At 69.6% G+C, this 26,341-nt stretch carries 22 protein-coding genes, 3 pseudogenes and 2 riboswitches; of the genes and pseudogenes, 11 read left to right on the top strand and 14 right to left on the bottom strand.

Going from position 1 to position 26,341, the window contains the following annotated elements:
- Positions 1 to 15: 15 nt before the first annotated feature.
- Genes ACFYU0_RS05260 through ACFYU0_RS05245 form a run of 4 tightly spaced genes read left to right on the top strand, consistent with a single transcriptional unit; the run spans position 16 to position 5,858 of the window.
- Positions 16 to 1,362, top strand: coding sequence for an ABC transporter substrate-binding protein (locus tag ACFYU0_RS05260; RefSeq protein ID WP_389297883.1), 1,347 nt, complete (start codon positions 16 to 18; stop codon positions 1,360 to 1,362).
- Complete coding sequence (locus ACFYU0_RS05255; RefSeq protein WP_389297881.1) at positions 1,359 to 2,291, top strand: ABC transporter permease; 933 nt, start codon at positions 1,359 to 1,361, stop codon at positions 2,289 to 2,291. The genes ACFYU0_RS05260 and ACFYU0_RS05255 overlap by 4 nt, the downstream gene beginning before the upstream one ends.
- Positions 2,275 to 3,069 (top strand): ABC transporter ATP-binding protein, encoded by a 795-nt coding sequence (locus ACFYU0_RS05250; protein WP_389297879.1) that lies wholly within the window; start codon positions 2,275 to 2,277, stop codon positions 3,067 to 3,069. Before ACFYU0_RS05255 ends, ACFYU0_RS05250 begins: the two co-directional genes overlap by 17 nt.
- A gap of 56 nt (positions 3,070 to 3,125) precedes the next feature.
- Positions 3,126 to 5,858 (top strand): fumarate reductase/succinate dehydrogenase flavoprotein subunit, encoded by a 2,733-nt coding sequence (locus ACFYU0_RS05245; RefSeq protein ID WP_389297994.1) that lies wholly within the window; start codon positions 3,126 to 3,128, stop codon positions 5,856 to 5,858.
- A gap of 140 nt (positions 5,859 to 5,998) precedes the next feature.
- On the opposite strand, the gene ACFYU0_RS05240 is transcribed toward ACFYU0_RS05245, so the two are convergent.
- From ACFYU0_RS05240 to ACFYU0_RS05195, 10 genes are all read right to left on the bottom strand, one after another.
- A complete protein-coding gene (locus ACFYU0_RS05240) occupies positions 5,999 to 7,144 on the bottom strand; it encodes an LLM class flavin-dependent oxidoreductase (protein WP_351663630.1) in 1,146 nt (381 codons plus the stop codon).
- Positions 7,137 to 8,228, bottom strand: a complete 1,092-nt coding sequence (locus tag ACFYU0_RS05235) for an LLM class flavin-dependent oxidoreductase (protein ID WP_389297877.1) — start codon at positions 8,226 to 8,228, stop codon at positions 7,137 to 7,139. The genes ACFYU0_RS05240 and ACFYU0_RS05235 overlap by 8 nt, the downstream gene beginning before the upstream one ends.
- A complete protein-coding gene (locus ACFYU0_RS05230) occupies positions 8,225 to 9,601 on the bottom strand; it encodes an NtaA/DmoA family FMN-dependent monooxygenase (protein WP_389297875.1) in 1,377 nt (458 codons plus the stop codon). The genes ACFYU0_RS05235 and ACFYU0_RS05230 overlap by 4 nt, the downstream gene beginning before the upstream one ends.
- A 20-nt stretch (positions 9,602 to 9,621) precedes the next feature.
- Positions 9,622 to 10,830, bottom strand: coding sequence for an LLM class flavin-dependent oxidoreductase (locus ACFYU0_RS05225; RefSeq protein ID WP_389297873.1), 1,209 nt, complete (start codon positions 10,828 to 10,830; stop codon positions 9,622 to 9,624).
- 113 nt (positions 10,831 to 10,943) lie between these two features.
- Entirely contained in the window at positions 10,944 to 11,030 is an 87-nt protein-coding gene (locus ACFYU0_RS05220; RefSeq protein ID WP_351663725.1) for a putative leader peptide, read from the bottom strand.
- A gap of 49 nt (positions 11,031 to 11,079) precedes the next feature.
- Entirely contained in the window at positions 11,080 to 11,805 is a 726-nt protein-coding gene (locus tag ACFYU0_RS05215) for a GNAT family N-acetyltransferase (RefSeq protein ID WP_389297871.1), read from the bottom strand.
- A gap of 78 nt (positions 11,806 to 11,883) precedes the next feature.
- Positions 11,884 to 12,912 (bottom strand): transporter substrate-binding domain-containing protein, encoded by a 1,029-nt coding sequence (locus tag ACFYU0_RS05210; protein WP_389297870.1) that lies wholly within the window; start codon positions 12,910 to 12,912, stop codon positions 11,884 to 11,886.
- Positions 12,913 to 12,982: 70 nt separating this feature from the next.
- Complete coding sequence (locus tag ACFYU0_RS05205; RefSeq protein WP_389297868.1) at positions 12,983 to 13,780, bottom strand: amino acid ABC transporter ATP-binding protein; 798 nt, start codon at positions 13,778 to 13,780, stop codon at positions 12,983 to 12,985.
- Complete coding sequence (locus ACFYU0_RS05200) at positions 13,777 to 14,757, bottom strand: amino acid ABC transporter permease (RefSeq protein WP_351663621.1); 981 nt, start codon at positions 14,755 to 14,757, stop codon at positions 13,777 to 13,779. Before ACFYU0_RS05200 ends, ACFYU0_RS05205 begins: the two co-directional genes overlap by 4 nt.
- A 324-nt stretch (positions 14,758 to 15,081) precedes the next feature.
- Positions 15,082 to 15,190: riboswitch (SAM riboswitch) on the bottom strand.
- 65 nt (positions 15,191 to 15,255) lie between these two features.
- The gene (locus ACFYU0_RS05195; protein ID WP_389297866.1) at positions 15,256 to 16,119 is read right to left on the bottom strand and encodes a glutathione S-transferase C-terminal domain-containing protein; all 864 of its coding nucleotides are present in this window, start codon (positions 16,117 to 16,119) and stop codon (positions 15,256 to 15,258) included.
- 468 nt (positions 16,120 to 16,587) lie between these two features.
- Between ACFYU0_RS05195 and ACFYU0_RS05190 the strand changes: the two are divergent.
- The 3 genes and pseudogenes from ACFYU0_RS05190 to ACFYU0_RS05180 form a co-directional block, all read left to right on the top strand.
- A pseudogene (locus ACFYU0_RS05190) lies at positions 16,588 to 16,917 on the top strand (LLM class flavin-dependent oxidoreductase); the annotation flags it as partial.
- Positions 16,918 to 17,017: 100 nt separating this feature from the next.
- Positions 17,018 to 17,164: pseudogene (locus tag ACFYU0_RS05185) on the top strand (DUF1684 domain-containing protein); the annotation flags it as partial.
- A gap of 219 nt (positions 17,165 to 17,383) precedes the next feature.
- On the top strand, positions 17,384 to 17,536 hold the full coding sequence (locus ACFYU0_RS05180; RefSeq protein ID WP_389297993.1) for a transcriptional regulator: 153 nt from the start codon (positions 17,384 to 17,386) through the stop codon (positions 17,534 to 17,536).
- A gap of 81 nt (positions 17,537 to 17,617) precedes the next feature.
- On the opposite strand, the gene ACFYU0_RS05175 is transcribed toward ACFYU0_RS05180, so the two are convergent.
- Entirely contained in the window at positions 17,618 to 18,523 is a 906-nt protein-coding gene (locus ACFYU0_RS05175; protein ID WP_351663618.1) for an MBL fold metallo-hydrolase, read from the bottom strand.
- Positions 18,524 to 18,535: 12 nt separating this feature from the next.
- A riboswitch (guanidine-III (ykkC-III) riboswitch) is annotated at positions 18,536 to 18,603 on the bottom strand.
- Between the two features lie 735 nt (positions 18,604 to 19,338).
- Between ACFYU0_RS05175 and ACFYU0_RS05170 the strand changes: the two genes are divergently transcribed.
- The 4 genes and pseudogenes from ACFYU0_RS05170 (at position 19,339) to ACFYU0_RS05155 (ending at position 23,461) form a co-directional block, all read left to right on the top strand.
- The gene (locus ACFYU0_RS05170; protein ID WP_351663616.1) at positions 19,339 to 19,521 is read left to right on the top strand and encodes a hypothetical protein; all 183 of its coding nucleotides are present in this window, start codon (positions 19,339 to 19,341) and stop codon (positions 19,519 to 19,521) included.
- 1,696 nt (positions 19,522 to 21,217) lie between these two features.
- Positions 21,218 to 21,487, top strand: a pseudogene (locus ACFYU0_RS05165) (aminotransferase class III-fold pyridoxal phosphate-dependent enzyme); the annotation flags it as partial.
- 61 nt (positions 21,488 to 21,548) lie between these two features.
- Positions 21,549 to 22,223: a LysE family translocator gene (locus tag ACFYU0_RS05160; protein WP_351663613.1), complete on the top strand. Its 675-nt coding sequence runs from the start codon at positions 21,549 to 21,551 to the stop codon at positions 22,221 to 22,223.
- A 623-nt stretch (positions 22,224 to 22,846) separates the two neighbouring features.
- Entirely contained in the window at positions 22,847 to 23,461 is a 615-nt protein-coding gene (locus ACFYU0_RS05155) for a hypothetical protein (RefSeq protein ID WP_389297863.1), read from the top strand.
- Positions 23,462 to 23,627: 166 nt separating this feature from the next.
- On the opposite strand, the gene ACFYU0_RS05150 is transcribed toward ACFYU0_RS05155, so the two are convergent.
- The 3 genes from ACFYU0_RS05150 to ACFYU0_RS05140 are packed head-to-tail and all read right to left on the bottom strand — an operon-like array spanning position 23,628 to position 26,184.
- The gene (locus tag ACFYU0_RS05150) at positions 23,628 to 24,962 is read right to left on the bottom strand and encodes an ABC transporter permease (RefSeq protein ID WP_389297861.1); all 1,335 of its coding nucleotides are present in this window, start codon (positions 24,960 to 24,962) and stop codon (positions 23,628 to 23,630) included.
- A complete protein-coding gene (locus tag ACFYU0_RS05145) occupies positions 24,959 to 25,654 on the bottom strand; it encodes an ABC transporter ATP-binding protein (RefSeq protein WP_351663610.1) in 696 nt (231 codons plus the stop codon). The genes ACFYU0_RS05150 and ACFYU0_RS05145 overlap by 4 nt, the downstream gene beginning before the upstream one ends.
- A complete protein-coding gene (locus ACFYU0_RS05140) occupies positions 25,651 to 26,184 on the bottom strand; it encodes a PadR family transcriptional regulator (protein ID WP_389297860.1) in 534 nt (177 codons plus the stop codon). Before ACFYU0_RS05140 ends, ACFYU0_RS05145 begins: the two co-directional genes overlap by 4 nt.
- Positions 26,185 to 26,341 lie beyond the last annotated feature (157 nt).

Here is a 26,341-nt window from a genome sequence, read left to right as displayed (position 1 = left end):
AAGGTCACACCTCCCGTGAAACGCACAGCACTTGCCGCAGCCGCCGCCCTGCTCCTCGCGCCGCTCACCGCCTGCGGCGGCAACGCCGCGGCAGGCGGTGACGGCTCCACCGTGACCGTCACCGTCGGCTACCAGTCCAAGACCATCAACACCGTCACCGCGGGGACGCTCCTCCGTTCGCTCGGCTACTTCGAGAAGCAGCTGAACTCCCTCCACGACGGCAGGACATACAAGGTCGACTGGCAGGACTACGCCACCGGCGCCCCCATCACCGCCCAGATGACCGCCGGGAAGATCGACATCGGCTCGATGGGCGACTTCCCCCTGCTCATCAACGCCGCCCGCGGCAAGCAGCTCGGCAAGCCCACCCACCTGGTCTCCGTCACCGGCTACAACCTCCGGGGCGGCCTCAACACCATCGTCACCGCCCCCGGCTCCAAGCTCACCTCCCTGACGGACCTGAAGGGCAAGAAGGTCTCCACGAGCGTGGGCTCCGCCGCCGACGGCACCCTCGTACGGGCCCTGCAGCGCGCCGGCATCGACCCGAACGACGGCATCAAAAAGCTCAACCAGCAGCCCGCCGTGGGTGCTTCGGCGCTTGCCGCGAGCAGCACGGACGCGCTCTCGCAGTTCGTCGCCTGGCCCGGTCTGCTCGCTTTCCAGGGCAAGGCGAAGGCCCTGTACGACGGCGCTCAGCTGAACCTGCCCACCTTCCATGGAGTGACCGCCCGCGAGGACTTCGCCAAGCAGCGTCCTGCCGTGCTGGAGGCCTTCCTCAAGGCCCAGGCCGAGGCCACCGAATACCTCAGCGCCCGCCCCGTGGCCGCCGCCGAGAAGGTCGCCAAGGCCACCGGCCTGCCCGCGGAGGTCGTCTACCTCTACAACGGCGCCCACGGCATCTCCACCTTCGATCCGGCAGTCAAGCCGCAACTCGTCTCCGCGCTCAAGCAGGACGTGTCGGTCCTGAAAGCGGCGAAGCTGACCGGCGATGTGGACGTGGACTCCTTCGTCGACGACCAGTACGCGAAGAAGGCCCTGGGGGCGTCGTACGCGAAGCAGCTCGCCGCTACTCCCCCTGCGGCCGCCAGTGAGGCGTGGCCGCAGAGCGCCGAGGAGACCAAGGCCTTCAAGTCCCCGGCACAGCTCCTGAGGTATGTGGCCGCCCACCACGACGGCATCCGCGCCGCCTACGTGCCCGACGCCACCACCGGCACTTTGTGGTTCGCCGACAAGGCGGTGTGGGTGGCCGACGGCGAGAAGCTCCTGCCGTTCGTCGCCCCGGCGACCGCGCAGGCGTACGTCTCCGCGCACGGCGGCGCCCGCGTCATCACCTACGCCGACGCCCTGGAGCGTGCCGCATGAGCCGGCCCGCGCCGCGAGCGGGCCGTGACCAGCGACCCCTCCCGCCGCTCGGCCGGTACGCGCTGCGGGTGGGCGCCCTCGCGGCAGCCCTGGGCCTCTGGCAGCTCCTGACCGGCCTGGACGTCGATCTGTGGCTGCGCTTCTCGCAGTTCCCCACGGTCACCGACATCGCTCACGCCTTCGCGGACCGTCTCTCCGGGCCTGACTACTGGACCGACCTCACCGACAGCCTGACCCGCATCCTCACCGGCTTCCTGCTGGCCACGGTGCTGGGCGTGGTGGTGGGCGTGCTCGTGGCCCGCTCCCGTCTCGCCGAGGACCTGCTCGGCCCCGTTCTGGAAGTGGTCCGCCCGATCCCGGCGATCGCCCTGGTCCCCGTCGCGATCCTCCTGTTCCCCTCCAACGAACAGGGCATCGTCTTCATCACCTTCACCGCCGCCTTCTTCCCGATCCTGGTCTCCACCCGGCACGCCGTCCGTGCGCTGACCCCCGTGTGGGAGGAGGGCGTGCTCACGATGGGCGGCGGCCGGTGGCGCATCCTGGGCTCGGTCGTCCTGCCGGGCGCGCTGCCCGGCATCTTCGGCGGCCTGTCGATCGGCATCGGCGTCTCGTGGATCTGCGTGATCTCCGCCGAGATGATCTCCGGCCAGTACGGCGTCGGCTACCGCACCTGGCAGGACTACACGATCGTCAACTACCCGGGCGTCTTCGTCGGCATGGTCACCATCGGCGTCCTCGGCTGGCTCACCTCCACTGCGGTGGAACTCCTGGGCCGACGCCTGACCCGGTGGCTGCCGCGTACGTCGTACGTACCCGGAGGCCGGCCGGCGGCACCGCGCACGCGCCCGCCCGCCCGGCCGGCCGCCCCTGCCGCACGCACCGACAGGCCCTCCGACCCCGAGGAGGCACGCGATGAGCACCTCGTCTGACACCAAGCCGGACCTCCATACGGTGGAGCAGGCATCGTCCCCCGTACGCGGCACCCGGCTCACCTTCCACGCCGCCACGCTGGGCCGCCCCGACGCCCCCGTCCTGGCCGGCGTCGACCTGGACGTCGCGCCGGGCGAGATCCTCACCGTCGTCGGTCCGTCGGGCTGTGGCAAGTCGACCCTCCTGCGCACCCTGGCCGGCCTGCTGCCCCCGCTCTCCGGAGAACTCAGCCAGGACGGGCAGCCGCTGGCAGGCGCGTCCGCCGAACGCGCCCTGGTCTTCCAGGAGGACGCCCTGCTCCCCTGGCGCACCCTGCGGGCCAACGTGGAACTCCCGCTGGCCATCCGCGGGGTGCCGCGCACCGAACGCCGCACGCAGGCGGAGGCGTGGCTGGCCCGGGTCGGGCTCGCCGAGCAGGCCCGGCAGTTGCCGCACCGCGTTTCCGGCGGGCAGCGTCAGCGCGCCCAGCTGGCACGCGCCCTCGCGGGAACGCCCCACGCCGTCCTGATGGACGAGCCGTTCGGCGCCCTCGACGCCCAGATCCGCGCCGGCATGCAGGACCTGCTGGTGCGGGTTCTGCAGGGCACGGGTGCGACCGTCGTCTTCGTCACCCACGACGTGGACGAGGCCCTCTTCCTCGGCGACCGCGTGGCCCTGCTCGGCAAAGGCCGCCTCATCGCCGTACGAGACGTACCGCGACCGCGCGACCGCTCCGCCCATGACGATCCGGCGCGCATCGCCCTGCGGCGCGAAGTCCTCACGTCACTCGGTTCTTGAAAGGCATCCCGGTGGACATCCCCCTGCAGATCCCGGCCCTCACCGACGCCGAGGAGATGAGCTGCGACGTTCTCGTCGTCGGCGGCGGTACCGCCGGCACCATGGCCGCGCTCACCGCCGCCGAACACGGCGCGAACGTCCTCCTCCTGGAGAAGGCCCACGTCCGCCACTCCGGCGCGCTCGCCATGGGCATGGACGGCGTCAACAACGCGGTCATCCCCGGCCGTGCGGAACCCGAGGACTACGTCGCCGAGATCACCCGCGCGAACGACGGCATCGTCGACCAGTCCACCGTCCGCCAGACCGCCACCCGCGGCTTCGCCATGGTGCAGCGGCTGGAGTCGTACGGCGTGAAGTTCGAGAAGGACGAGCACGGCGAGTACGCGGTCCGCCAGGTGCACCGCTCGGGCTCGTATGTGCTGCCGATGCCGGAGGGCAAGGACGTCAAGAAGGTCCTCTACCGGCAGCTGCGGCGCCGGGAGATGCGGGAGCGGATCCGCATCGAGAACCGGGTGATGCCGGTGCGGGTGCTGACGTCAGAAGGGCGGGCCGTCGGAGCGGTGGGCTTTCACACCCGCACGGGCGCGTTCGTCACCATCCGCGCGGGTGCCGTGATCCTGGCGACGGGCGCCTGCGGCCGGCTGGGTCTTCCCGCCTCGGGCTACCTGTACGGCACGTACGAGAACCCGACCAACGCGGGCGACGGCTACGCCATGGCGTACCACGCCGGCGCGGAACTCACCGGCATCGAATGCTTCCAGATCAACCCGCTGATCAAGGACTACAACGGCCCCGCCTGCGCCTATGTCGCCAATCCCTTCGGCGGCTACCAGGTGAACCGGCACGGTGAGCGCTTCGTCGACTCCGACTACTGGTCCGGCCAGATGATGGCCGAGTTCGCGGCGGAGGTGGCCTCCGACCGAGGCCCGGTCTACCTGAAGCTCAGCCACCTGCCCGAGGAGTCGGTCTCCGCGCTGGAGTCGATCCTGCACTCGACCGAGCGACCCACCCGAGGGGCCTTCCACGCCGGCCGCGGCCACGACTACCGCACCCACGACGTCGAGATGCACATCTCCGAGATCGGCCTGTGCGGCGGCCACTCGGCCTCCGGCGTCCGCGTCGACGACCACGCCCGTACGACCGTCCCCCGGCTGTACGCCGCCGGGGACCTGGCCTGCGTTCCGCACAATTACATGATCGGCGCGTTCGTCTTCGGCGACCTCGCGGGCGCGGACGCCTCCCAGTATTCGTCTTACGAAGGTGAGTTGCCCGCCGATCAACTCCGCGAAGCGCACGAGATGATCTACCGACCGCTGCGCAATGCGGACGGGCCGCCGCAGCCCCAGGTCGAGTACAAACTGCGCCGCTTCGTGAACGACTACGTCGCCCCGCCGAAGTCCGGCGCCCGTCTCTCCCTCGCCCTGGAGGCCTTCGAGCGGATGCGCGACGACATCGCGGCGATGGGCGCCCGCACTGCGCACGAACTCATGCGCTGCGCCGAGGTCACGTTCATCCGCGACTGCGCGGAGATGGCCGCCCGCGCCTCCCTGGCCCGCACCGAGTCCCGCTGGGGCCTCTACCACGACCGGCTCGACCATCCGCGGCGCGACGACGCCTCCTGGTTCCACCATCTCGACCTGTACAAGTCGCCCTCCGGCGCGATGGAGTTCACGGCCCGTCCGGTGGCTCCCTACCTGGTCCCGGTCGACGGCTTCGCCCCGGCCGGCGGCCCCTCCCGGCACCTCGGCGAGGTCCACCCGGAACAGGTGGCGACGGCAGGGGCCCGGGAAGCGGCACCGGTGGCGTTGCGGCAGGAACCCACCCCGGCCGACACAGTCGCCCACTCCCGGGCCGACGCGGATGCGCCGGCCACACCCCGTCTGCTCGAACTGCTCTCTCTCGCGGAGGACGAGCCCGATCTCTCCGCGCTCACCGCCTACTTGACGGACCCCGAGCCCGGCGTGCGCCGGACGGCCGTCGCGGTCCTGACGGAGACAGTGCCGCCGGGCACCGGGCCAGCACTGGCCTCGGCGCTCACCGACACCGACGCCGGCGTCCGCGCCGCCGCGGCGGCTTCCCTGCGCGAACTGGTCGAGACGCTGCCGCCGGAACCGGCCCTGCGTGACGGCCTCGCCGCCGCCCTGTCCGAGGCCGACCCCGCCGTCCGCGCCGCCGCACTGGACGTGCTGCGCGCCCTGCGGGTCGGTGACGTGGAGTTGTTCACGGACTCCCTCTCGGACTCCGACATCGCCGTACGCGTCGCGGCCGTGCGCGCACTCGTCTCTGTCGACGCCACCGCAGAGGTGGCCCGCGCGGCGACCGTCGATCCGTCCCGCGAGGTCCGCGTCACGATCGCCAAGGCCCTGGCTGTCCTGGGGACAAGCTCGGACACGGCAGTCCGCTCGGCCCTCGCCGCGCTCGTCGACGATTCCGACGCCCTGGTGCGTGGGGCCGCCTACGAGGCTCTGGGCACGACGGGCTGCCCGGCCGCCCTGGCCACACGCGCCGAGGCGGCCTTGTCCGACCCGGCCTGGCAGGTACGGGCCGGCGCCGCCACCGCTCTGTCCGCCGCGGACTCCGACCTGGCCGTGCCGGCCCTCGCCAAGTCCCTCACCGACGACCTCAACGCCGATGTCCGCAAGGCCGCCGTGCTGGCCCTGATCCGCCACCGTGCCGTCGAGGACGCCCGAACAGCCCTGGCCACCGCGACGACGGACTCGGACGCGGACGTCAGGGCCTATGCGACACGGGCGCTGTCCCGCAGTGCCTCGCCCGCCTCCGTGAGGTGATGGTCCACACGGGGCGGCGGCACCGTCGCGTGCACGGTTCGCGAACAGCTCGGTGGCGTCGAGGATCGCCGGATGCCGGAAGTCCGCGCCGAGCACCTCTGGTCGCCGATCTCCAGAATGACGTTCGGCGGCGCGGGCCTTCACTGCCGGCGGGAGTGACCCCGTCGGTGCCATTCCGCCGCGAGCAGTTCGTACGAGCGGACCCGGTCCGTATGGTCGTGAGTGATCGTCGTGATGAGCAACTCGTCCGCGCCCGTGGCCTCCTGCAGTTGTTCCAACTGGTCGGCGACCCTGCCCGGCGAGCCGACGAACTGGGTGTCGAGGCGGTCCTGGACGAGGGCCCGGTCCTCGTCGTTCCATGCGTGGGCGCGCGCTTCCTGCGGCGTCGGGAACTCGATGGCGCCCTCGGCGGTACGGATGCTGCGCACCCACGGGCCGTAACCGGTGGCGAGTTCACGTGCTGTTGCGTCGTCCTCGGCGACGACCACGTCCGCCGAGACGCTGACGTAGGGCTTGTCGAGGAACTCGGAGGGCTGGAAGAAGGACCGGTAGCCCTCCACCGCCTCCAGGACTGTGGCCGGGCTGACGTGATAGTTGGCTGCGAACCGCAGACCGTTTCCGCCCGCCACCTCGGCGCTCTGGCCACCGCTGCTGCCCAGGATCCACACCTCGACGTCGGCGCCCTCCCCCGGCACGACGTGCGCTTCGACGCCTTCCGGTGAGCGGTAGGTGCCGGCCAGCAGGGCGAGGATGTCGTCGATCTGCTCGGCGTAGTCCTGTGACTCGGCGCCCGGCAGCAGGAGCAGCCTGCGTTGCAGCGCGATGCGGGGTGAGCCGAGCAGATGCTCGAAGGAGAAGCGGGGCGGTATGAGCAGACCGTTCGGGGCGCGGCCGTCGGCGACCGGGGTCGCCGTCGGCTGCGGTGAGGACGTCTGGCCCGGTGGGCGGCCGCCCGAGCGGCCGAGGCCCAGATCGAAGCGCCCCGGATGCAGTGCGTCGAGCAGGCCGAACTCCTCCACGGTGGACAGCGCCGTGCGGTGCCCGAGCTGCACGGCCCCGGAGCCGAGCCGGATGGTAGAGGTGGCGGAGGCGGTCAGCGCCAGGACGACTGCGGGTGACGTGCCGGCGACGCCGGGATTGAGATGGTGCTCGGCGAACCAGTAGCGGCCGTATCCGAAGCGTTCGGCCTGCTGTGCCAGGTCGATGGAGTTGCGCAGGGCGTCGGCCGGCGTCGAACCGGACGGGATCGGAACCAGGTCGAGGATGCCGAGGGGGATGTCAGACACGGGTGGGCTCCTGAGTGAGTGGTGATGCGGGAAGCGCGGGGCCCCAGGCGAACGGTGGGTTCGGAATCCCGCGGCGCAGCACGGGGGCGACCTCGGACTGAAACAACGCGAGGGAGGCGCGGTGTTGGACATCCGTCAGCCCCCCAGCGTCAGCGGGCACGTGGAGCACGGTGTGCCCGAATTGCTCGTGGTAGCGGTGCACCTTGTCGATGACCTGCTGTGGGCTGCCGATCAGGGCGGAGCTGCGTTCGACGAAGTCCTCCAGGGTCTCGAAGACCACAGGGAGGCCCGCCTGCTTGAAGAAGGCCAGGTTGGCTTCGAAGATCGGCCGGTACGCGGCGAGCGCCTCCTGTGAGGTGGGGGCGACGCAGATGCCGGCGGTGCCGGCGCCGACGGCTGTCTGCGCCGGGTCGTGGCCGTAGTGCTCCCAGCGCTCGCGGTAGTAGTGGATCAATTCGGCGTACGGCTCGATGGGGTTGCTGACGTTGGCCGAGAACAGTGGGTCGCCATACCGGGCGGCCAGGTCGACGGACTCCTTACTGGTGGCGCTGCCGTGCCAGACCCGGATCGGCTGCTGGTAGGGCCGTGGCCACACCTCGGCGTCGGTCAGCGGGGGTCGGAAGCGGGTGTCGGCGGTGACTTTGTCCTGGCGCCAGATCTTCCGGAAGACCTCGTAGCTTTCGGCGTTGCGGTCCCACTGGTCCTCGGGCGTGACATGGAACAGGTCGCGTTGGGCGGCGCCGTTGCCCTTGCCGATGATCAGTTCGAGGCGCCCGTTGGACAGGTGGTCGAGGGTGGCGTAGTCCTCGTATGCCCGGACCGGGTCCAGCAGGCTGAGCGTCGTGACGGCCGTGAACAGGCGGATCCGCTTCGTCAGGGCGGCCACATGGCTGAGTACGACGGTCGGGGACGAGGAGATGAACGGCCGCTCGTGCCGCTCCCCCACGCCGAAGCCGTCGAAGCCCAGTTCCTCGGCGAGCAGCGCGTTGTCGAGCACCTCGCGGTAGCGGTCGTGGGTCGGTTTCTGTACCCCGGTGAGCGGGTCCGGTCGATGGACGATCAGGGTGATGGCGATGAACTTCACGACGCCACTCGCTCGCCCTGGACGTCGTCCGGGTGCGCGAGGCCGAGGTGGTCGCGCAGGGTCGTGCCTTCGTATTCGGTGCGGAAGACGCCGTGCTCCTGCAGCAGGGGCACGACCTTGTCGGCGAACGGGTCGAGTCCGCCGGGGGTGATGTGCGGGACGAGGATGAAGCCGTCCGATGCGTCGGCCTGGACGAAGTCGTTGATGGTTTTGGCTACGGTGGCCGGGGAGCCGATGAAGGTCTGGCGGTTGCCGGTGCTGATGACCAGGTCGCGGATGGACCAGTTGTTGGCGGCCGCCAGCTCGCGCCATTCGCGCGCGGTGGCGAGTGGGTCGCGGTACATGCGCACCTGGGCGCGGCCCTTGGAGATGTGGTCGTCGCTGACATTCGGGTCGATGTCGGGCAGCGGCCCGTCCGGGTCATAGGCCGACAGGTCCCGGTTCCAGACGAACTCCAGATGTTTGATGGCGGTGGCCCCGCTGACCTGCTGTCGGCGAACCTCCTTGGCCAGTTCTTCGGCCTCGGCGTCGGTGTCGCCGAGCACAAAGGTGGCGGCGGGCAGGATCAGCAGATCATGGTGGGTGCGGCCGTACTTCGCGAGGCGACTCTTGACGTCCGTGTAGAACGCCTGGCCCTCCTTGAGGGTGGCGTACCGGCTGAAGATCGCATCGGCGCTGGAGGCGGCGAACTCGCGCCCCTCGTCGGAGTCGCCGGCCTGGAAGATCACCGGACGGCCCTGTGGCGAGCGCGGGACGTTGAACTGACCGTGGATGTCGAAGTGCCGGCCGGTGTGGGCGAAGGAGCCGGCCTTCGCGTCGCTCAGGAAGACGCCGGTCGCCTGGTCTGCGATGATCTCGTCGCCGTGCCAGGAGTCGAGGAGTTCGTTCGCGGTGGCCAGGAACTCCTTGGCGCGGGAGTAGCGCTCTTCCTGCGGAAGGAAGCCGCCGCGGCGGAAGTTCTCGCCGGTGAAGGCGTCCCAGGAGGTGACCACGTTCCACGCGGAGCGGCCTCCGGAGAGATGGTCGAGGCTGGCGAACTGGCGCGCCACCTCATAGGGCTCGTTGAAGGTCGAGTTGATGGTGCCGGTCAGGCCGAGGTGCTCGGTGACGGCGGCGAGCGCGGCCAGGACGGTGAACGTGTCGGGGCGGCCGACGACGTCGAGGTCGTAGATCTTCCCGCCCTGTTCGCGCAGCCTGAGCCCCTCGGCGAGGAAGAGGAAGTCGAATTTGGCGCGCTCGGCGGTCTGCGCGACGTGCACGAACGAGCTGAACTCGATATGGCTGCCGGCCCGCGGGTCGCTCCACACGGTGGTGTTGTTGACGCCCGGGAAGTGCGCGGCCAGATGGATCTGCTTCAGCGGCTTGCTGGTCATGTCGGTGTGGTCCTTCCGGCTCAGGCGGTGGCCGCGGCGGCGTAACGGTTGGCGGGGCGGGACAGACGCAGCAGGCCGCGGAGCGTGTCGGCTTCGTAGGCGGTACGGAAGGCGCCTCGGCTCTGGAGTTCGGGGACCAGTCGGCGGGTGATGGCCGGCAGGTCGTGTCCGGTGACGGCTGGACGAAGCCTGAAGCCACTCAGCCCCGCCTCGCTGAACTCGAGCAAGAGGTCGGCCAGTTGAGAGGGTGTGCCGGCGAAGATCCGGGCGTCGCTGATGTTCGGCTCCCCCGCGAGTGCGTCGAGGCGTGCGCGCCGGTCCTCCGCGGCGGCCTGATCGTCGTCCAGGAAGACCACCAGATCGGCGAAGATGTGCAGCAGTTCATCGGCGCGCCCGGCTGTCTCCTGTTCGGCGCGGATCTCGGCGACGATCGCGCCGGCCTGCTCGGCGTCGTGCGGGGTGACGTAGCCGACGTCGGCTTGGCGGGCGACGAGCCGGTAGGGGACCGTCTGGTGGGCGAGGGCGGTGACCAGCGGCTGGCCCTGCGGCGGGCGGGGTGTGATGGAGGGGCCCTTGACGCTGAAGTACTTGCCCTCGAAGCCTATGTAGTGCAGTTTGTAGCGGTCGATGAAACGGCCGGTGGCGACGTCCCGGATCTCTGCGTCGTCCTCCCAGCTGTCCCAGAGCCGGCGCACGACCTCGACGTGGTCGGCGGCCTCGTCGAAGAGGTCGGTCAGCCGCTCCTGCCCGCCCGGGGTCTGCAGTTCCCGCAGGCTGAGCGACGGCAAGGTGCGGCGGCCGAAGTGGTCGGCTTCATGCGGACGGGCGGAGATCTGCACTCGCAGGCCGGCGCGGCCGGTGCTCACGTAGTCGAGAGTGGCGATCGCCTTGGAGATGTGGAACGGCTCGGTGTGGGTGGCGATCACGGTCGGCACCAGCCCGATGTGCCGGGTCAGGGGCGCGATCCGGGAGGCGATCAGGACGGCGTCCAGCCGTCCGCGGACCTGGTCGGTGCGGCCGTCCAACTCGCCGTAGTGCGAGGACTGCAGGCCGAGCCCGTCCTCGAAGGTGACGAAGTCGAGAAGCCCACGCTCGGCTTCGTCGACCAGGTCGGCCCAGTACCCGGCGGTGAACAGGTCCCGGGGGCGTGCGACGGGTTCGCGCCAGGATGCGGGGTGCCAGCCGGTGCCGTCGAGGGCGACGGCGAGGTGCAGCGAAGAAGGGGACACGGATGAATGCCTTCCTGGAGATCTGTACGAGAACGCCGACCCGCGTGAATGGGGCGAACGGTGGCTGGCGGCGGGCAGCGAGACGGAGTCCGCCGGCCGAAGTCCGAAGAGGGTCAGGGGTGACAGAGGGCGCTGGCCACGCGCTGAAGGTCGATGTGGGGCCGGGAGTGCAGGCGGACGGTACGGAGTACACGTGTCATGTGGCGCACTCCGTCCGAACTGCCGCCATCCGCCATGACAACAGCATGGTCATGCCTCGTCTGCCACAGCGATGGCTCCGGTGTTCCGCACGAGCGAGAAGACCGTACGGCAGCGCAGGGTGAAGCCGAGCGACTCGTACAGCCGGATGGCGTCGGTGTTGGTGGCGCTGGCGTGCAGGAAGGGTTGCTCTCCACGTTCCTTGATGCCGGCGGCGACGGCGCGGACCAGGCGCGTGGCCAGGCCCCGGCCGCGGTGGTCGGGGTCGGTGCACACGGCGCTGATCTCGGTCCAGCCGGGTGGGCGCAGCCGTTCGCCGGCCATCGCGATCAGTCGGCCGCGGTGGCGGATTCCCAGATAGGTGCCCAGCTCGACGGTGCGCGGCAGGTAGGGGCCCGGTCGGGTGCGGGCGACCAGATCGAGGATATCGGGTACGTCGGCGGGGCCGAGCAGTACTGCGTCAGGGTCGGGCTCCGCCCGTAGCCCAGTGTCCACGAGCTGCACGCCAGGGCCTGTCTGAACGAGCTCCCAGCCGGTCGGCGGTTCGCTCACGCCGCGGACCGCGGCGCTGCCGCCGGGGCCGACGAGCGTGGCGAGGTCGGCCCAGGCGCGCGGGTCGTCCTCGTCGGTGACGGCGTGGAAGGGGGCCACGTCCAGCGGATAGCGGGCGGCTCGGCCGACGCGTTCGGCGAAGTGGGCGTGCGGGCCGGTGAGGGCGGCCCAGGCGGGGTTGTCGAGGACATGGGATGAGGTGGCTTCGAGACTGATGACGGACATCGCGTGACGTCTCCGGTGCTGGGGGCGGGGCGGGGATCCCGCCGCGAGATGACGGCAGGATCCCCGGCCGAGGGTGGGTCAGGAGTTGTCCAGCGGAAGTCCGGGCGGGTTGACTTCGGACTTGGCGACGGCCTCGTTGGAGAGGTTGTAGGCCTTGAGCCACTCGGTGTACTGGCCGTTCTTTATCAAGTAGTTGATGGCGTCGGCGAGCGGCTTGGCCAGGCCGCTGTCCTTCTTCGCGGTGGCCGCGATCAGGCCCTGCAGGCTCGCGCCGGCGCCGGAGTAGGTGCCCGCGGTGCGGGTGGCGTTCGGCGTGCCCGCGACCTGACGGTTGTGGTAGGCGAAACCGGGGTTGGGGCCGAAGGAGGCGTCGACCTTTCCGCTGTTCAGCGCCAGATAGGTGCTGGTGCTGTCCTGGAAGTATTTGACGTTGAGCTTCTTGCCCTCCTTGGCGAGCTTCGCCTTCCACTCCAGGAGGATTCTCTCCTGGTTGGTGCCGGAGGCGACTGCGATCGTCTTGCCGGCGAGGTGCTCGTAGTCGCCGTCGAAGTTCCAGGTGTTCTTCTTTGCGACGAGGAAGGCGAGGTTGTCCTGCCGGTAGGCGGCGAACTCGTACTTTCTCTTGCGCTCCTCGGTGTCGGTGACGTTGGAGAAGGCCACGTCGACCTTGCCGCTGTCGATGCCGACGAAGAGGTTCTCCCATGTGGAGTTCTTCACCTCGGGCTTGAGACCGAGGACCGCCGCGACCAGGCGGCCGAGGTCGGGTTCGGAGCCGGTGAGGGTCTTCTGGTCGTCGCCGACGTAGGCCAGCGGCGGGAAGCCGGCCGGCAGGGCGCCGATGCCGATCTCCAGCTTGCCGCTTTTCTTGATGGCGGCGGGCAGTTCGGTGCTGATGGACTTGACCTCGGAGACCTTGATGGTGGTCTGCTTGGCTGCGCCGTTGGAAACCTGGCCGACCACGACCTCGCCGGACTTGGCGTCGCTGGTGGTGGAGGTGGCCGCGTCGCTGTTGCCACCGCAGGCGGCGAGCCCGGTGGCCAGGGAGGCGACAGCGGTCGCCGCAGTGATGGCGCGTGTCAGGCTGCGTCGGGGGAAGTGGGTAGACATGGCCGTTCCTTGTCGTTCAGGGGCGGTGATGAGGTGGTGGTGCGGGCGGGGTGAGGGTTGGGGCGGGCGGTCAGAGGACCTTGCTGAGAAAGTCCCTGGTCCGCTCGAGCCGGGGATTGTCGAGGACGTCGGAGGGCGGGCCCTGCTCGATGATCCTGCCGCTGTCGATGAAGACGACCTGGTCCGCGATCTCGCGGGCGAAGCCGATCTCGTGGGTGACGATGACGAGGGTGGTGCCACTGGTCGCCAGGTCCCGGATGACGCCGAGGACTTCGCCGACGAGCTCGGGGTCCAGGGCAGAGGTGGGCTCGTCGAAGAGGATGACGCCGGGGCGCAGGGCGAGGGCGCGGGCGATGGCCACGCGCTGCTGCTGGCCGCCGGAGAGCTGGCGTGGATAGGCGCCGGTCTTGTCGGCGAGGCCGACCCGGCTCAGGAGCTCACGGGCGAGTTCCCGGGCCTCGGGCTTGCCGAGCCGGCCGGTGGCGACGGGGGCGGCAGCCACGTTGTCCAGGACCGTCAGGTGCGGGAAGAGGTTGAAGTTCTGGAAGACGAACCCGATCCTCCCGCGCTGGGTGAGGATGGCCCGCTCGCTCAGCTCCTTCAGCCGGTCGCCCTGCCGCTTCACGCCGATCAGCTCGCCGTTGATGCTGACGTAGCCGATCTCGGGCTTCTCCAAGTGGTTGATGACCCGCAGCAGGGTGGACTTGCCGGAGCCGGAGGGGCCGAGGATCACGGTGACCTCGCCGGGGCGGACGGTCAGATCGATCCCGTTCAGCACCCGATGGGCGCCGTACCACTTGTGCACATCGTGCACCTCGACGGTGGCGGCCTCGACCTCCGCCAGGGCTTCGAGCGTCTCGGCGGTCATACGGTGGCCTCCCGGCGGATGCGGGCCCGCAGGTCGGTGAGACCGGTGCGGAGCTTCTGCAGCGGCGTCGGCGGCTGGACGCGGGTGGCACCGCGGGCGAAGTACCGCTCGACGTAGAACTGGACGACGGAGACGACGCTGGTCAGGATCAGGTACCAGACGGTCACTACCAGCAGCAGCGGCACGATGTCGCCGGGGTAGGTGGAGCCCATGGTCTGCGCGGAGCCGAACAGGTCGAGCAGGGAGACGTAGAAGACCAGCGAGGTCCCCTTGATGAGGCCGATGAGCTGGTTGACGTAGTTCGGGGTGATCGAGCGCAGGGCCTGCGGGAAGACGATTCTCCGGAACTGGTAGGCCTTGGGCAGGCCGAGCGCCGCGGCCGCCTCGTGATGGCCCTGATCGACGGAAAGGATGCCGCCGCGCACCACCTCGGCCGCGTAGGCGGCCTCGTTGAGGCTGAGGCCGATGACGGCGACGACCATGTCGGTGGCGAGTTTCGACTCGTCGAAGGTGAAAAGGGCCGGCCCGAAGGGAATGCCGACGCTCAACGTCTTGTACAGGGCACTGAAGTTGTAGAGGAAGATCAGCACCACGATGAGCGGTATGGAGCGGAACGCCCAGACGTAGGTCCAGCTGAGGGCGCGCAGCACCGGGCTCTTCGACAGCCGGGCCAGAGCGAGCAGGATGCCGCCGATCAGTCCCAACACGGCGCTGTAGGCGGTCGCTTCGAGTGTGATCAGGAGTCCGTCGAGGATGTTCGGTCGCAGGAACCAGTAGCCGAAGCGGTTCCACTGGTAGAAGGGGTTGGAGATCAGTCCGTGCAAGACCTGGGCGACGAGGACCAGGGCGACCGCGGTGACGATCCAGCGTCCTGGCCGCCGTAGCGGTAGAACTCGTTGGGCCGTGAGGGCTTTCGACGGTTCGTTGGCGGTATGCGCCTCGGGGAGGGTGATGGTGGCGCCAGGGGGTTCGCTCATGGTGGGCTCCGGCTGGGTGGTAACGCCCCGGGAGCGCGGCGGCATGCGGGGACGCACACGACGGCGAGGTACCGGGGGGCGGAGGGACGACGGCACACCGCGCGGGCGGTGTCGGTCAGGGGGTGCGGGGGCTGCGGGGAGGTGTCAGCCCCGGCAGCGGGCACAGCCCGGTGCGGTACACAATGCGCTGTTCACGCGGAGCAGATCGACGGTGCGATCGGCCACCAGCAGATTGCGGTACGCCCGTACGCAGCCCTGTGGGCGGCGGATCGCCGTCCTGGGAGCTGCGTGCATGGCGTCACCGTCACTCTTCCGGCCCTTCGGGCCTCGCGCTTACCGAAACGTTTTCGGTCCGGTCGTCACCTGGGGCACCCCACCGCGGCGCGAGGGTTGCCGGTCAGCTAGCCAGGGCTTGTTGCTGACGCTCATGACCGTTCTGGGCCGTAGTTAAGACAACTGCCCGAACGAATGTCAACGCTGGTCCACCAGATGGACCGGCTAACGGGCTGCGTGTGCCGCCCAGTCAAGGATCGGGACGGCTGCGCCGGCGGCCTCCAGGCCATGACAGCGGGCGTGGTGCCGGCGTGCGATGCCGTCGAGGTTCAGGTGGGTACCGAAGGCCGGGTGGGCGGTCAGGCGGCGGGCGTAAGCCCACAGCGCCGGTTGGCCGGCGATGCGCTGCACCGCGGCGGCGTCCAAATGGTTGCGGTGCACGGTGTCGAGTTGGACCAGAGCGACCCACAACTCCACGTCCGCGACGGTGACTTCGTCGCGAATCACGTAGGTACGCCCGGCAAGCCAGCGCTCCAGCACGCCCAGCGTCTCCAACAGCGTCCCGAGCGCCGCGTCGCGCTCCGCCCGCTCCGCGCCGGCCGAACCGGCGCGCTGGGCGGCCTCCTCGATGCCCTGCGCGCACATCCGCTCGACGGCCTCGATCTCGGACTCCGCGCCGCAGGGGTAGGGCGAGGGGCGCTCGCTGCCGAATCTCCGGGCGAGGTCGCGCATGATGTCCGGCGCGTGGGTGCTGACGATCCGTCCGGACCAGTCGTCGCTGAGCACAGGAGCGACGGCCGGACCGGTGTACCGGTGTGCGCTCGCGTCGTAGAGCGGCCGCAGAGCCGAGTGACCGCCCTCGGGGCAGTCGGGCACGGCGGGCAGGAAAGTCGTGGGGCATACGGTGTCCAGGCTGAGCAGGCTGTGGACGACGGCGAGGCGGAGCCCATCGGGACACGCGGTCGACAGATGGAGCCGGTAGCGGCCGGGAACGGCGTAGTGGCCGCTGCGTGCGTCCCGGCCGATCCGGCCCCGGAAGGCGGGCGCGGATCGGCCGGACGGGTGGGCGGCCAGCGGTGTGACGGTCATGACTCTCCCCGAGAGCGGGCGCGGGACGTACGCGCGGCGGAAGCGACGTCGGACGAGGGAGCAGGGCTCACCTGCGCACACCGGACAGGGCGAACGATGAGGGGACGCCGTCGGCGCGGGATGGGCGCGGCTCAGGCCCGGGACCTGATCGCGCTGCAGACGCGCTGCAGGTCGATGTGGCGGCGGCAGGTCAGGTGAAGAGACGGACGGCTCACTCGGACGGTGACCGGTTTCAGACGTCTCATATTTCCCTACCGATTTACTGGGATTCCTGCAGTGAGTGTCGATCCGACCGACGTCGACGTCAAGAGGTCCGTCCCGGGTCGCGGACTTCCCGATGGACGGTGTCCCTCGGTGGCACAGTCACCACACGTTTCCCACTGCAACCGTCGGGACGCGGTGACGGTCTCCTGCAAGGGACCCAGAAGGGCTCGCAGGCTCTCTCGATCGGAGCCGGTTCTGACTGACATGACTGTTGGAGTAGCGCTCAACGCGTCCGACGCGCCGAACCAGGTCGACGCGACCGTCCAACTGGCCCGAGAGGCCGCGGAACTCGGCCTCGCGTTGGCCTGGTTCGGGCAGGCCTTCGGCCCGGACTCGCCCCAGCTTGCGGCGATCGTCGGTCGCGAAGTGCCCGCACTGCAGGTCGGCACCTCCGCGATCCCCGTTTTCGGCCGCCACCCGCTGCTGATCTCCAGCCAGGCCCAGGCCGCCCAGGCCGCGACCCACGGCCGCTACCACCTCGGTCTGGCCCTGGGCACGAAGCTACTGACGGAGGCCGGCTTCGGTCTGCCCTTCTAGCGCCCCATCGCCCGTCTGCGTGAATTCCGCAGACGGGATCCTTCCCGTACCTGGCGGGACCGCGCGCGCCCCCGACGACCGTGGGCGCCGCCGTCTCGACGGTACCGTCGTCCTGAACCGCGCCGCGAACCTGCCGTGCGCGTACACGGACCTGGCCACCTGCCCGCTGCCCCCGGCCGAGAACCGGTTGCCGGTGGCGGTCGAGGCCGGTCAGAAAATCCCCCGCGAGCGCGGCGGTTCTTGACCCCTCAGCTTGGGAAGCTCCTGTCTTGCGACCCCGGCCGCCTCGCTGACCTGCGACCAGGGCGCCCGCGGCCCGAGCAGGTCAGCGCGCGATTCCCCGGTATCGAGGAAGAGGAACGGCATCCCACCCCAGGCGCTGGACGACACCGTCCACCAGCGCGTGCGGCTCGGCGTCCTCACCGTTGCCCGCGAAGCCGATCGGGTCGAATTCAGCTTCCTGATGAAGCAACTGGCTGTCACCGACGGAAATCTCTCCCGGCGCCTGAAGGTGCTGGAAGAGTCCGGAATGATCACCGTCGAGAAGGGCTACGCCGGTCGACGCCCCCAACAGGGTATCCCTCACGCGCGAAGGTGCGCAGGCCCTGGACGCTGAACTCCGGGCCCTACGTGCACTCGTCCTACGCCTTGAGGCTCCTGAACCTGTGCCTGATACACCTGACACCCGATCGCCGCTTCAGGAGTTCGTTCTCCACCCGATCGAGCTTTCGCTGGGGCACAGGACGAAGAGCGGGAAGGCCCGACGGCGCGGCCGGTCGCCCATCTCTTCCAGCGCCATGCGGATCTCACGCAGGTGGTCGGTGGTCATCTGCAGCGGGGGCTCGTCAGGCTGATAGACGGTGCGGATCGGGTAGTCCACACCAGGTTGCCGGGACATCTCGATGTGGCAGCCGAGCACGTGGGTGACCGTCCGGTGGTCGCAGAAGTCGATCAAGCGATCGATCGTCCGGATGAACGCCGGCCAGTCATCGATGTAGAGCCGGCCGGGGTAGACCGTGTCACCGGTGAGAAGGAACCCGGTCCACGGATCGTAGAAGGTCACCGCCGCTTCGTGGTGGCCCGGGGTGGCCAGACACTCCAGCACCCTCCCCCCGAGGTCGATGTGCGCCACAGCATCAGGGTCGGTGGCAAATCCGAAATACGGCCAGGCGGCGGCCGACTCCGCACCGACGACCGTGGTGTCAGGACGATCGGAGAACTGGCCGTCGCCTGCGACGTGATCACCGTGCGGGTGAGTGTGCAGCACGAGCAGTTGGTAGCCGTGCCGTGGGTGACGCGCGAGCCAGGACTCCATGAGCTCGTCGACCACCTGGCGAAGAGGGAAAAACTCGGCGGATGCGGTGGCGCCGGTGTCGATCAGCACCGCCCGCTCATTGCCGAACAACAGGAACAAGAACGGCGCCTCGTAGTCGATCGCCATGTTCTGCCGGAGGATGAACGTGTGCTCGTCATAGCCGTGGACCTGGATGTCCGGATCGGCGTTGTGCTTGGCCGACGGCGAGCCGTGAATCCACCGCACATCCAGCGCACCAGGCCTGGGCTTGGCTCCCTCGAAGTCGATCAGGAAGCTGTCGGCACCCATGACGTCTCCTTGAGTGCGTCGTCTTGGCGGGCCGGGTACGGCGCACATCTCGTCCGGGGCAGGCACCTGTGAGCCTCCACGGCGACGCTAACACGCACATCGTCCAGGGTCTGCCAGAAGCCCGATGGCCTCGGATCGCCGCTCAACGCTCTGGCACGTGCACGGCACGGGCCGGGGGCCGAGTGGTGCCTGCCACTCCGACACCAGCGGGCCCCGGTCACAGGTCGCCTGAATACCGGTCGCGATGCTCTCGGCGACAAGGGTCTGACTCCCGGATCGGTCCGACTCCGCCGTGGCGGCGCTCTTGCGGCTTGAGGGGACCGAGCGTGGCTGGTGGTGGGCCGGGAACGATGAGGGGCGGCGTGAGCTGCTGGCTACTCCCTTTCCGCATCCCGACTCCTACGCCGGGGCGGACGACGAACTGATGGCGCGTGAGCCACAGGCTGAGGCGTTCGAGGACGACGCCGCGTACCGGGAGGCTCGGTTCTGCCTGGGAGGGCGAGGTCGACAGGTTCGAGGACTTGAAGACGGCCGGTGCGCTCGTCATCCAGGACCATCATGTCGGCGGCGCGCAGCCCGTTCAGTTCGGGCAGCGGGGGGATCACGGCTCCTGGGCACTGTTGCCGCCGAGCTGGGGGCCATCCGTTCCACCAAGTCCTGTTGTTCAGCGCTAGGTTTTGACTCTGTGGTCGGCGTCGGCTCCGGATAAGGGTGCCTGCGACGTGGAAGCATGGAGCGGCTCGTGGGATCGAGCATCGTTAGTGCTTCCGTCTGCCACCAAGCCAGCCCATAATCCGTCTGGTTGGGGGTGGGTGGTGGCCGATTTCTTCCTCTGGTTCCAGGTGTTTTTCTGGGAGTACCTGGCTTTCGCGGCTTTGCTGGGCCTTGTTTTCCTGGTCGGCGGTGCCGGCTGGCGGGCCAGCCTCCTATGGGGGCTAGGACTCGCGACGCTTCTGCCCACGTCGATCTTCGTCGGCTTCCGAGTCTTGGGGGTCTAGCCCGTGACGTCCTGGTTCGCGCTGACGAGAGGCGGCTGTGCCGCTCCTGGGGCCGGCCTGGGCGCGTCAGTAGCGAAGAAGTCAAGGGTCGGGTCGCTGACCTGCGGACGTAACCTCGCGGGCACGGCTTGGTCAGAAGGCGTTCCACCACCAACGATCCGGCGGATCACCGTACGGCACGGCGTCGGGACGTTCGAGGATCTTCAGATCCAGAGGCTGCACGATGCTGCGGAGCTCGCGTGAGCTCTTCTTGGGGAGAGCGCAGATCGCCAGCTCCAGTAGATCTCGCTCATCCGCCGGTTCGGGGCAGCATGCGGGGACACCGCATCGGTCGCTGAAGGGCGATGGGAGCTGATCCATCGGTGCTCTCGCGATGGCAGCCCACCGGGAGAGCGCCTGTTCGATCAGCCCTGGCTGGAGCCGAGTCCGTTCCAACCGAATGATCTGCGCTTGGGCCGGACCGGAAACCTGACCGATCTTCGAGAAGGCACAACGCGCACCGGAGTACCTGTTCTCCGCCCGGAGGCGTGAGGGGCGCCTACGCGGCACGGCCCTTTCGGTTGTGAGTCATGAACAGCAGTCTGACACGCCTCGCGGCGTAGCGGTCCCCATCCATGACCAGGACGCTTCCCACCCCCACGAAGACTGGCGAGCTCCCTGCGCCAGTGCGGCGTAACGTCGTCCTTGTGGACGTCCCTGCGGACACCCTTGTCTCCCGTGCCGCTCGTGAGGTCAGTTCGCGGGTGGACGAGTTGATCCATGACGTGCAGCGGTCACTGCGGCGTGGGGTTCCCGAGGTGTGGGAGGACCCGGACGTCGCCCGCATGACGGCGGAGAACGTCACCGAGCATGTGCTGGCGGCCCTCGCCGGGCTGGTGGACGCCGTCGAGCCGGGGCAGATCCGGACCCCGGTCGCCGATCCGGACCGGGCGCGTCGGTTGGCCGAGCACGGAACGCCCGTCAATGCACTGCTGAGGGCCTTCCGGCTCGCGCAGGGCGTCATACTCGACCGGCTCCTGGAAGAGATGCCTCGGCTCACCGATGACGCCGCGTTGATCAGTGCAGCGACGCGCAAGCTGATCGTGACGATGACCGAGTACATCGACCGCATGTCGGAACAGGGCGTGGCGGTCTACCAGGCGGAGCGGGACCGGCGGCTGCAGTGGCGGCTGTCGGTGGTGAACGAGGCAGGCCTGCGCATCGGCACGATGCTGGACATCGATCGCACCGCACAGGAGCTGGCGGACCTCGGCACCGAGACGTTCGCCGACCTTGTCACCGTCGACCTGCTCGACTCCGTGCTTCGTGGACATGTCCCACCTGCGGCCGGCCCTCTCCTGCTCCGGCGAGTCGCGCAGCGGACCGTGGCGGGCGGTGCCCCTTCATCGACGATCCGCCTGCAGCAGCTCCACGTCAGCCCGGACGGTTCGCCTCAGGCCCGCGCCCTGATCAACGGTGAGCCGTCACGGCTCGCGTCCGCCTCATTCTCGTCCCCTGACATCTGTCAGCAGGGCCACTGGCCACCTCGGGCAGAGGTGAGTGGGCGCCGGTGCTCGAGTGAGTACCGGCGCCCATGGCTCGCCGACAGGCAGTGCCGCCTGACGCCGGAAGCGGGCGATCCGCGGCGAGGCCTACGCCGCAGATCGAGGCGGAGTTGTCTTCGGTCAGGCGGGGGCGCACCGGGCCCGAGAGCACGCTCCAGATGGGCTGTGGGCGCATCGGACCGTTCTTCTCCTTCGAACCGGCCGGCATCGTCCCCGACATCGTCCGCCTGTCCAAGTCCATCAGCGGGTACGGGAATCCCATGGCCCTCACGCTGATGCGCCCCGAGCACGACGTGTGGAAGCCCGGCGAGCACAACGGCACCTTCCGCGGCTGCAACCCCGCGTTCGTCACCGCCGCCCGCGCACTGGGGTTGTTCTGGTCCGACGACGCGTTGGAGGCCCGGACCACCGCACTCGGCGAGCCACGCCGCCCGGGCGGCGGACGGGCCACGGGTCAACGAAGGCCAACGAAAGGAAGAACGAATGTCGGTCGACCTCGTCGGCTTCCTCGGCGTCGTACTCGTGGCCTACGTGGTCCCCGGCCCGGACTTCCTCGTGGTGCTCAGATCGGCGACCGAACATCCCGCCAAGGGGCGGGCTGCGGCGCTGGGGGCCCAGACCGGCCTGTGCGTGCACATGCTTGCCGCCGCCGTCGGCCTGTCGCTGATCGCCGCTCGCTCCCCCGTGGTCTACGACGCCATCAAGCTCCTGGGCGCGGCCTACCTCGTCCACCTCGGCATCAGGGCGGTGCTGGCCGCCCGGCGCGCCGCCCGCGAACGACGCGCCGGCCAAGACACGACCGGTGGTCCCGGGGACGATGCCGGGCCACCGGCCTCGGCGGCAGACGGGCCGGCCCGCGGCCGATGGCGGTCCGGCTTCACGCAGGGACTTCTCACCAACGTACTCAACCCCAAGGCGGCGCTGTTCTTTCTGAGCATCCTGCCGCAGTTCGTCCAGGGCGGCGGCTCGCCCACCCGGCAGATCTTCTTCCTCGGCATCCTGGACGTCCTCATAGGCGTCGCCTACTGGTTCGTTCTCGTCGCCGTCGCGGTGCGCCTGCGCACCCTCCTCGCCCGCCCCAAGATCCGCCACCGCTGGGAGCTGACGACCGGCTGGCTGTTCATCGCCATCGGTATCGGCGTCGCTGCGGCCTCCTGAAGCAACGGAAGCACCTCAGCGGCAGCTCCACGTCCGTCCCCGCGGGCTCACGACGCCCGCTCCAGACTCCCCGCCCGTTCTGGCACGAGAGCGGCACGGTCGCACAACGGATCCCGCAAATGGCCGGCACAGGCGCTCTCCACACTCGCCCATTTCTGCCATGAGGACCCGGCGGGCCAGTTCGCGGACTTTGATCCACCCTCATCGCTGGACAGCCCGTCCGCGGCCCAGGCAGCCCGGTAGGGCACCTGATCGCCATCGTCGTCAGGTGAGCCCGAGAAGACCTCGCCGGAGCGAGTGACGCGCTCGACAGTCGCGCGGGCGAGTACCGGGTCACCGTAAGCGGGCGTCCGAGCCGAACAGGGTGCGGACCGGTATCTCCCGGATGGCCAGACGAACAGCGAAGATCACTGTTCGTGTGCACCGGCGTTCGGCGGCCTCACGTCTGAACCCGAGCCGAGGACAGCAGTCGCTATGGCGGGGCGCCGACCCTCCCTCATCCCGATGTGCGGGGTCGGCACAGGCAGATGACGCTCAAGGCGAGGCACGGGACAGACGATCGGGGAGATCAACACCTTCTGCCACAATAAGCGCAACGACAAGTGCCCCACATGGACGCATCCGTGACAGACCCCGAAGACCGAGAGCAACAGGCAGCGGTCACCCGCCTGTTGCTGTACTACTTGAACGCCCCCATCGCCGACTACTGCCTTCTGCGCGGTGTCCTCCCCGCCCCCGGGGCCGTACGGATCGCCGTCCGAGCCGGGGAGGCCGAGTACGCCAAGAACTTCCTGTACGAGATTCCCCACGACACGGTGGCCCCGTACTACATCCCCGGCATGCTGCGCACCGTCCTGACCGGGACCCGGATCTACAGCAGCAGCGACGTCGACGAGGTGATGGGGATGACGCTCATCCGCCTCCGCCCTCAGGAGATCACCCCGACCCCGGAAACCGAACAAGGCGAGGCGCTCACCGTCGTACGCGCCCTCTCCGACCCCGTTGACGACGAGAGCCCGTTCCTTGTCGGCTTTCTCATGCACGGCGACGGCCTGATCCGCCTGTACGTGCAGCGTCCCGAACGGCCGGGCATCATCGGGGTCGACATCCGTTTGACCGGGACGCCGACGACCGCCCTCCTCGCCTCCCTGCCCTCCCTCAGCGGGGAGGAGCAGTACCGGCGCCCGGCCGCGGAGGACCCGCACTGCGACCTACGGGTCGACCTGACCAACTGGTAGAGCTCCGCCGCCTAAGGCGTGCCTGGCTCACGGACGTTCCAGCATCCGTGTCCACTGAGGGGGACGGCTCCCACGCCGGCTCCGGGCCCGACGCACGCCGCTGCCAGTTCGTAGGCGTCCCGGCTCCAACGGCCTGCATGGATGGACGAGCGCCGTGCGGCGGTTCTCATCCGTGCCTCAGCTCCGCGGGCCGTGTCGAGCGGCGCAGCAGTGGCAGCGAGGTGGCCGCGGCCAGTAGGCAGGCCGCATATATCAGTGGCGGGACCGCCAGGGCCGCGTACGGCACGATGAGTCCGTGTTCGGTGAGCGACGCGTACCAGGTGCCGACGGCCAGCCCGCCTCCGCCCGCGACGAGCATGGCCGGTGCCAGCGGCAGGGCGGTCTCCAGAAGCACCGCCCGGTTCAGGACCGTCCGTGGCACACCGGCGGCGACCTGCTGGGCCAGCCCCTGGCGCCGGTGTGTCACGGACTCGGCGGCGCCCACGGCGACCGAAACAAGGACGATCAGCAGGCCGACCAGGATCGCCGCGCCCGCCAGGTCGATCCCGCCGGTGTAGAAGTCCAGGTCGGCGGCCGGGGAGTAGCCGCCGTCGTTCAGCGTTCGGAGCAATCCCTCGCGTACGCCCATGAAGCCGGTTCCCACCACCGTCGCCATCAGAACAGCGGCATGGGTGCGCGCCGCCGCCCAGGGGTCGGCGGACAGCCGCTCCGCGGCGATCAGCACGGCGGGACTCTGGGCGCGCACGGCCCACCAGCGCCCGGTCAGCCGGGCCATGCCACTGCTCAGCCACACGGACCCCGCCCCGACCAGGAGCAACGCGCCGAACAGGGCCAACGGGGCCAGCCCCGCGGATCCGTATACGAGCGTCAGGATGCCGCCGGTGACGGCCACCACGACCAAGGCCACGCCCAGCGTGACCGCCAGTCCCCCGCCCGCTCGCCGCGGTGTCGCGCGCACCTCGCCGAGCGGCGAGGCGACCACCCGGCGCAGCGCGGCCAGGCTCACCGCCACACCCACGGCCGGGACCGCGAGCATGACGGCGACCAGCATCCACCACAACCGCGCCGGGAACCGGTGGGCGTACAGCGCGCATCCGGCCACCGCGGCGGTGCCCAGGAGCGAGCCGACGAGGCATGCGGGCCCGGACTCCAGCGCGGCGATCCGACGCACCCGCCCCGGAGCGGCGCCCGCCAGCCGCAGCCGGGCCATGCGGCGGTCGCGGTGCGCAGCACCCAGGCGCGCGCACTGCCCGAGGAAGCCGAGCCCGGGAATCAGCAGGAGCAGCAACGCCATGACGACACCACTGCGTTGACCGGGATTGTCCAGCAGACCATGGGCGATTGGAAGGTGGGTGTAGCCGCGCACGGATGCCACCGCGCCGGCCATTGCACCGAAGGCGGCCACGCAGGCCGCGCCCACGACCGTGAGGCCGATCCGCCACCACTCGCGACGGTCCGAGCCGTTGGTGAGCAGCCAGGCCAGCCGAAGATCCGCCCTCACGCGGACACCTCGAGCCTGGTCGTGCGGCCGTCCGCCAGCCGGATCTCACGGTCGGCGTACGCGGCGACCGTGGCCTCATGGGTGACCAGCAATACCGCTGCTCGCAACTCTCGCGCAGCCTTGGTGAGTTCGGTCATCACTCGCTCGCCCGCGAGGGAGTCGAGGGCGCCGGTCGGCTCATCGGCGAAGACCACCTTCGGGCCGGTGACCAGGGCGCGGGCCAGTGCGACGCGTTGCGCTTGGCCGCCGCTGAGTTCGCCGGGGCGTGCCTCGGCTCGGCCCAGCACCCCGAATCGCTCCAGCCACGTACGTGCCTGCTCCTGGGCGGCGCGCCGGTTGGTTCCGCTGAGGATCAGCGGCAGGGAGACGTTGTCGAGCGAGGTCAGCTCGGGGATGAGCTGCCCGAACTGAAACACCACGGCGAACTCGGTCCGCCGCAGCTCGCTGAGCCGCTCCTCTGGCGCGTGATCGAGGCGCTCGTCGCGGTAGAGCACTGATCCCTGGTCGGGACGGACGATCCCCGCCATGCAGTGCAGCAGACTGGACTTGCCGCTGCCGCTGGGACCGGTCACGGCGAGGATCTCCCCGGCGTGGAGCTCAACCGACGCGCCGCACAGGGCGGTGGTCGAGCCGTATGCCTTGTACAACTCCTGTGCAGCGAGCAGTGGTTGTTCCGCTGTGGTGGTACTCATGCTGCATCGACCTCCGCGGTCAGAGTGGTGAGCCGGCCGGCAGTGGTCGTCATCCAGCGCAGATCGGCGTCGAGGTGGGTGAGGGCGTAGTCCGCCGAGAGCACAGTGGCGAGATCGGCGCCCTCCGCGGACTTCACCGCCGTGAGCTCTCGCATCCGCTGCATGTGTGCGGCCCGCTGTGCCACCAGGTAGGCCGCCGGGTCGCCCCCGGACAGGATCGCGACGACGACCTTCGCGAAGATCTCGTTCGCGACGAACGGCGCGGGCGGTGTCACGGCCGCTGCCCAGTCGGTGAGTTCACGAGCCCCGGCGTCCGTGCGGCGGTACGTCGTCCGCTCCGGCCCTCCGTCGGAACCGGTCTCCTCGACCTCGGCGAGTCCGTCCCTGACCAGCCGCTGCAGTGTCGTGTAGACCTGCCCGTAGGCGAGCGGCCGGGCCTGCGGGAAGCGCTCGTCGTGCAGGCGCTTGAGGTCGTATCCGTGCCTCGGGCCCGTGGCGAGCAGGCCAAGGAGTATGTGGCGGGCACTCATGGACGTCAGTATTCACCAAGTACATGTAGTCAGTGAATAGTGAGCTGAGACTTACTCAGGGCCAAGTGTCGTGATCTGTCTCTCAGGTCGCTCCGTGACGACGGTGTGGGGCTACGCGGAGGTTGTCACGTCGTTTGAGACGGGACTACGTCATCGC

This window comes from Streptomyces sp. NPDC003720 (assembly GCF_042875075.1).
In the GTDB taxonomy this organism is placed as follows: domain Bacteria; phylum Actinomycetota; class Actinomycetes; order Streptomycetales; family Streptomycetaceae; genus Streptomyces.
Note: the sequence above shows the minus strand (reverse complement) of the source record. Positions and strands in the feature narration are given on the sequence as shown.

Bases quoted from the DNA above. Each gene is read 5' to 3' on its own strand.
- ACFYU0_RS05230 (WP_389297875.1), bottom strand. From the start codon at position 9,601: ATGACCAGCAAGCCGCTGAAGCAGATCCATCTGGCCGCGCACTTCCCG.
- ACFYU0_RS05200 (WP_351663621.1), bottom strand. From the start codon at position 14,757: ATGAGCGAACCCCCTGGCGCCACCATCACCCTCCCCGAGGCGCATACC.
- ACFYU0_RS05145 (WP_351663610.1), bottom strand. From the start codon at position 25,654: ATGAGTACCACCACAGCGGAACAACCACTGCTCGCTGCACAGGAGTTG.
- ACFYU0_RS05210 (WP_389297870.1), bottom strand. From the start codon at position 12,912: ATGTCTACCCACTTCCCCCGACGCAGCCTGACACGCGCCATCACTGCG.
- ACFYU0_RS05175 (WP_351663618.1), bottom strand. From the start codon at position 18,523: ATGGGTGCCGACAGCTTCCTGATCGACTTCGAGGGAGCCAAGCCCAGG.
- ACFYU0_RS05160 (WP_351663613.1), top strand. From the start codon at position 21,549: ATGTCGGTCGACCTCGTCGGCTTCCTCGGCGTCGTACTCGTGGCCTAC.
- ACFYU0_RS05140 (WP_389297860.1), bottom strand. From the start codon at position 26,184: ATGAGTGCCCGCCACATACTCCTTGGCCTGCTCGCCACGGGCCCGAGG.
- ACFYU0_RS05180 (WP_389297993.1), top strand. From the start codon at position 17,384: ATGAAGCAACTGGCTGTCACCGACGGAAATCTCTCCCGGCGCCTGAAG.
- ACFYU0_RS05245 (WP_389297994.1), top strand. From the start codon at position 3,126: ATGAGCTGCGACGTTCTCGTCGTCGGCGGCGGTACCGCCGGCACCATG.
- ACFYU0_RS05215 (WP_389297871.1), bottom strand. From the start codon at position 11,805: ATGTCCGTCATCAGTCTCGAAGCCACCTCATCCCATGTCCTCGACAAC.
- ACFYU0_RS05255 (WP_389297881.1), top strand. From the start codon at position 1,359: ATGAGCCGGCCCGCGCCGCGAGCGGGCCGTGACCAGCGACCCCTCCCG.
- ACFYU0_RS05195 (WP_389297866.1), bottom strand. From the start codon at position 16,119: ATGACCGTCACACCGCTGGCCGCCCACCCGTCCGGCCGATCCGCGCCC.
- ACFYU0_RS05205 (WP_389297868.1), bottom strand. From the start codon at position 13,780: ATGACCGCCGAGACGCTCGAAGCCCTGGCGGAGGTCGAGGCCGCCACC.
- ACFYU0_RS05250 (WP_389297879.1), top strand. From the start codon at position 2,275: ATGAGCACCTCGTCTGACACCAAGCCGGACCTCCATACGGTGGAGCAG.
- ACFYU0_RS05220 (WP_351663725.1), bottom strand. From the start codon at position 11,030: ATGACACGTGTACTCCGTACCGTCCGCCTGCACTCCCGGCCCCACATC.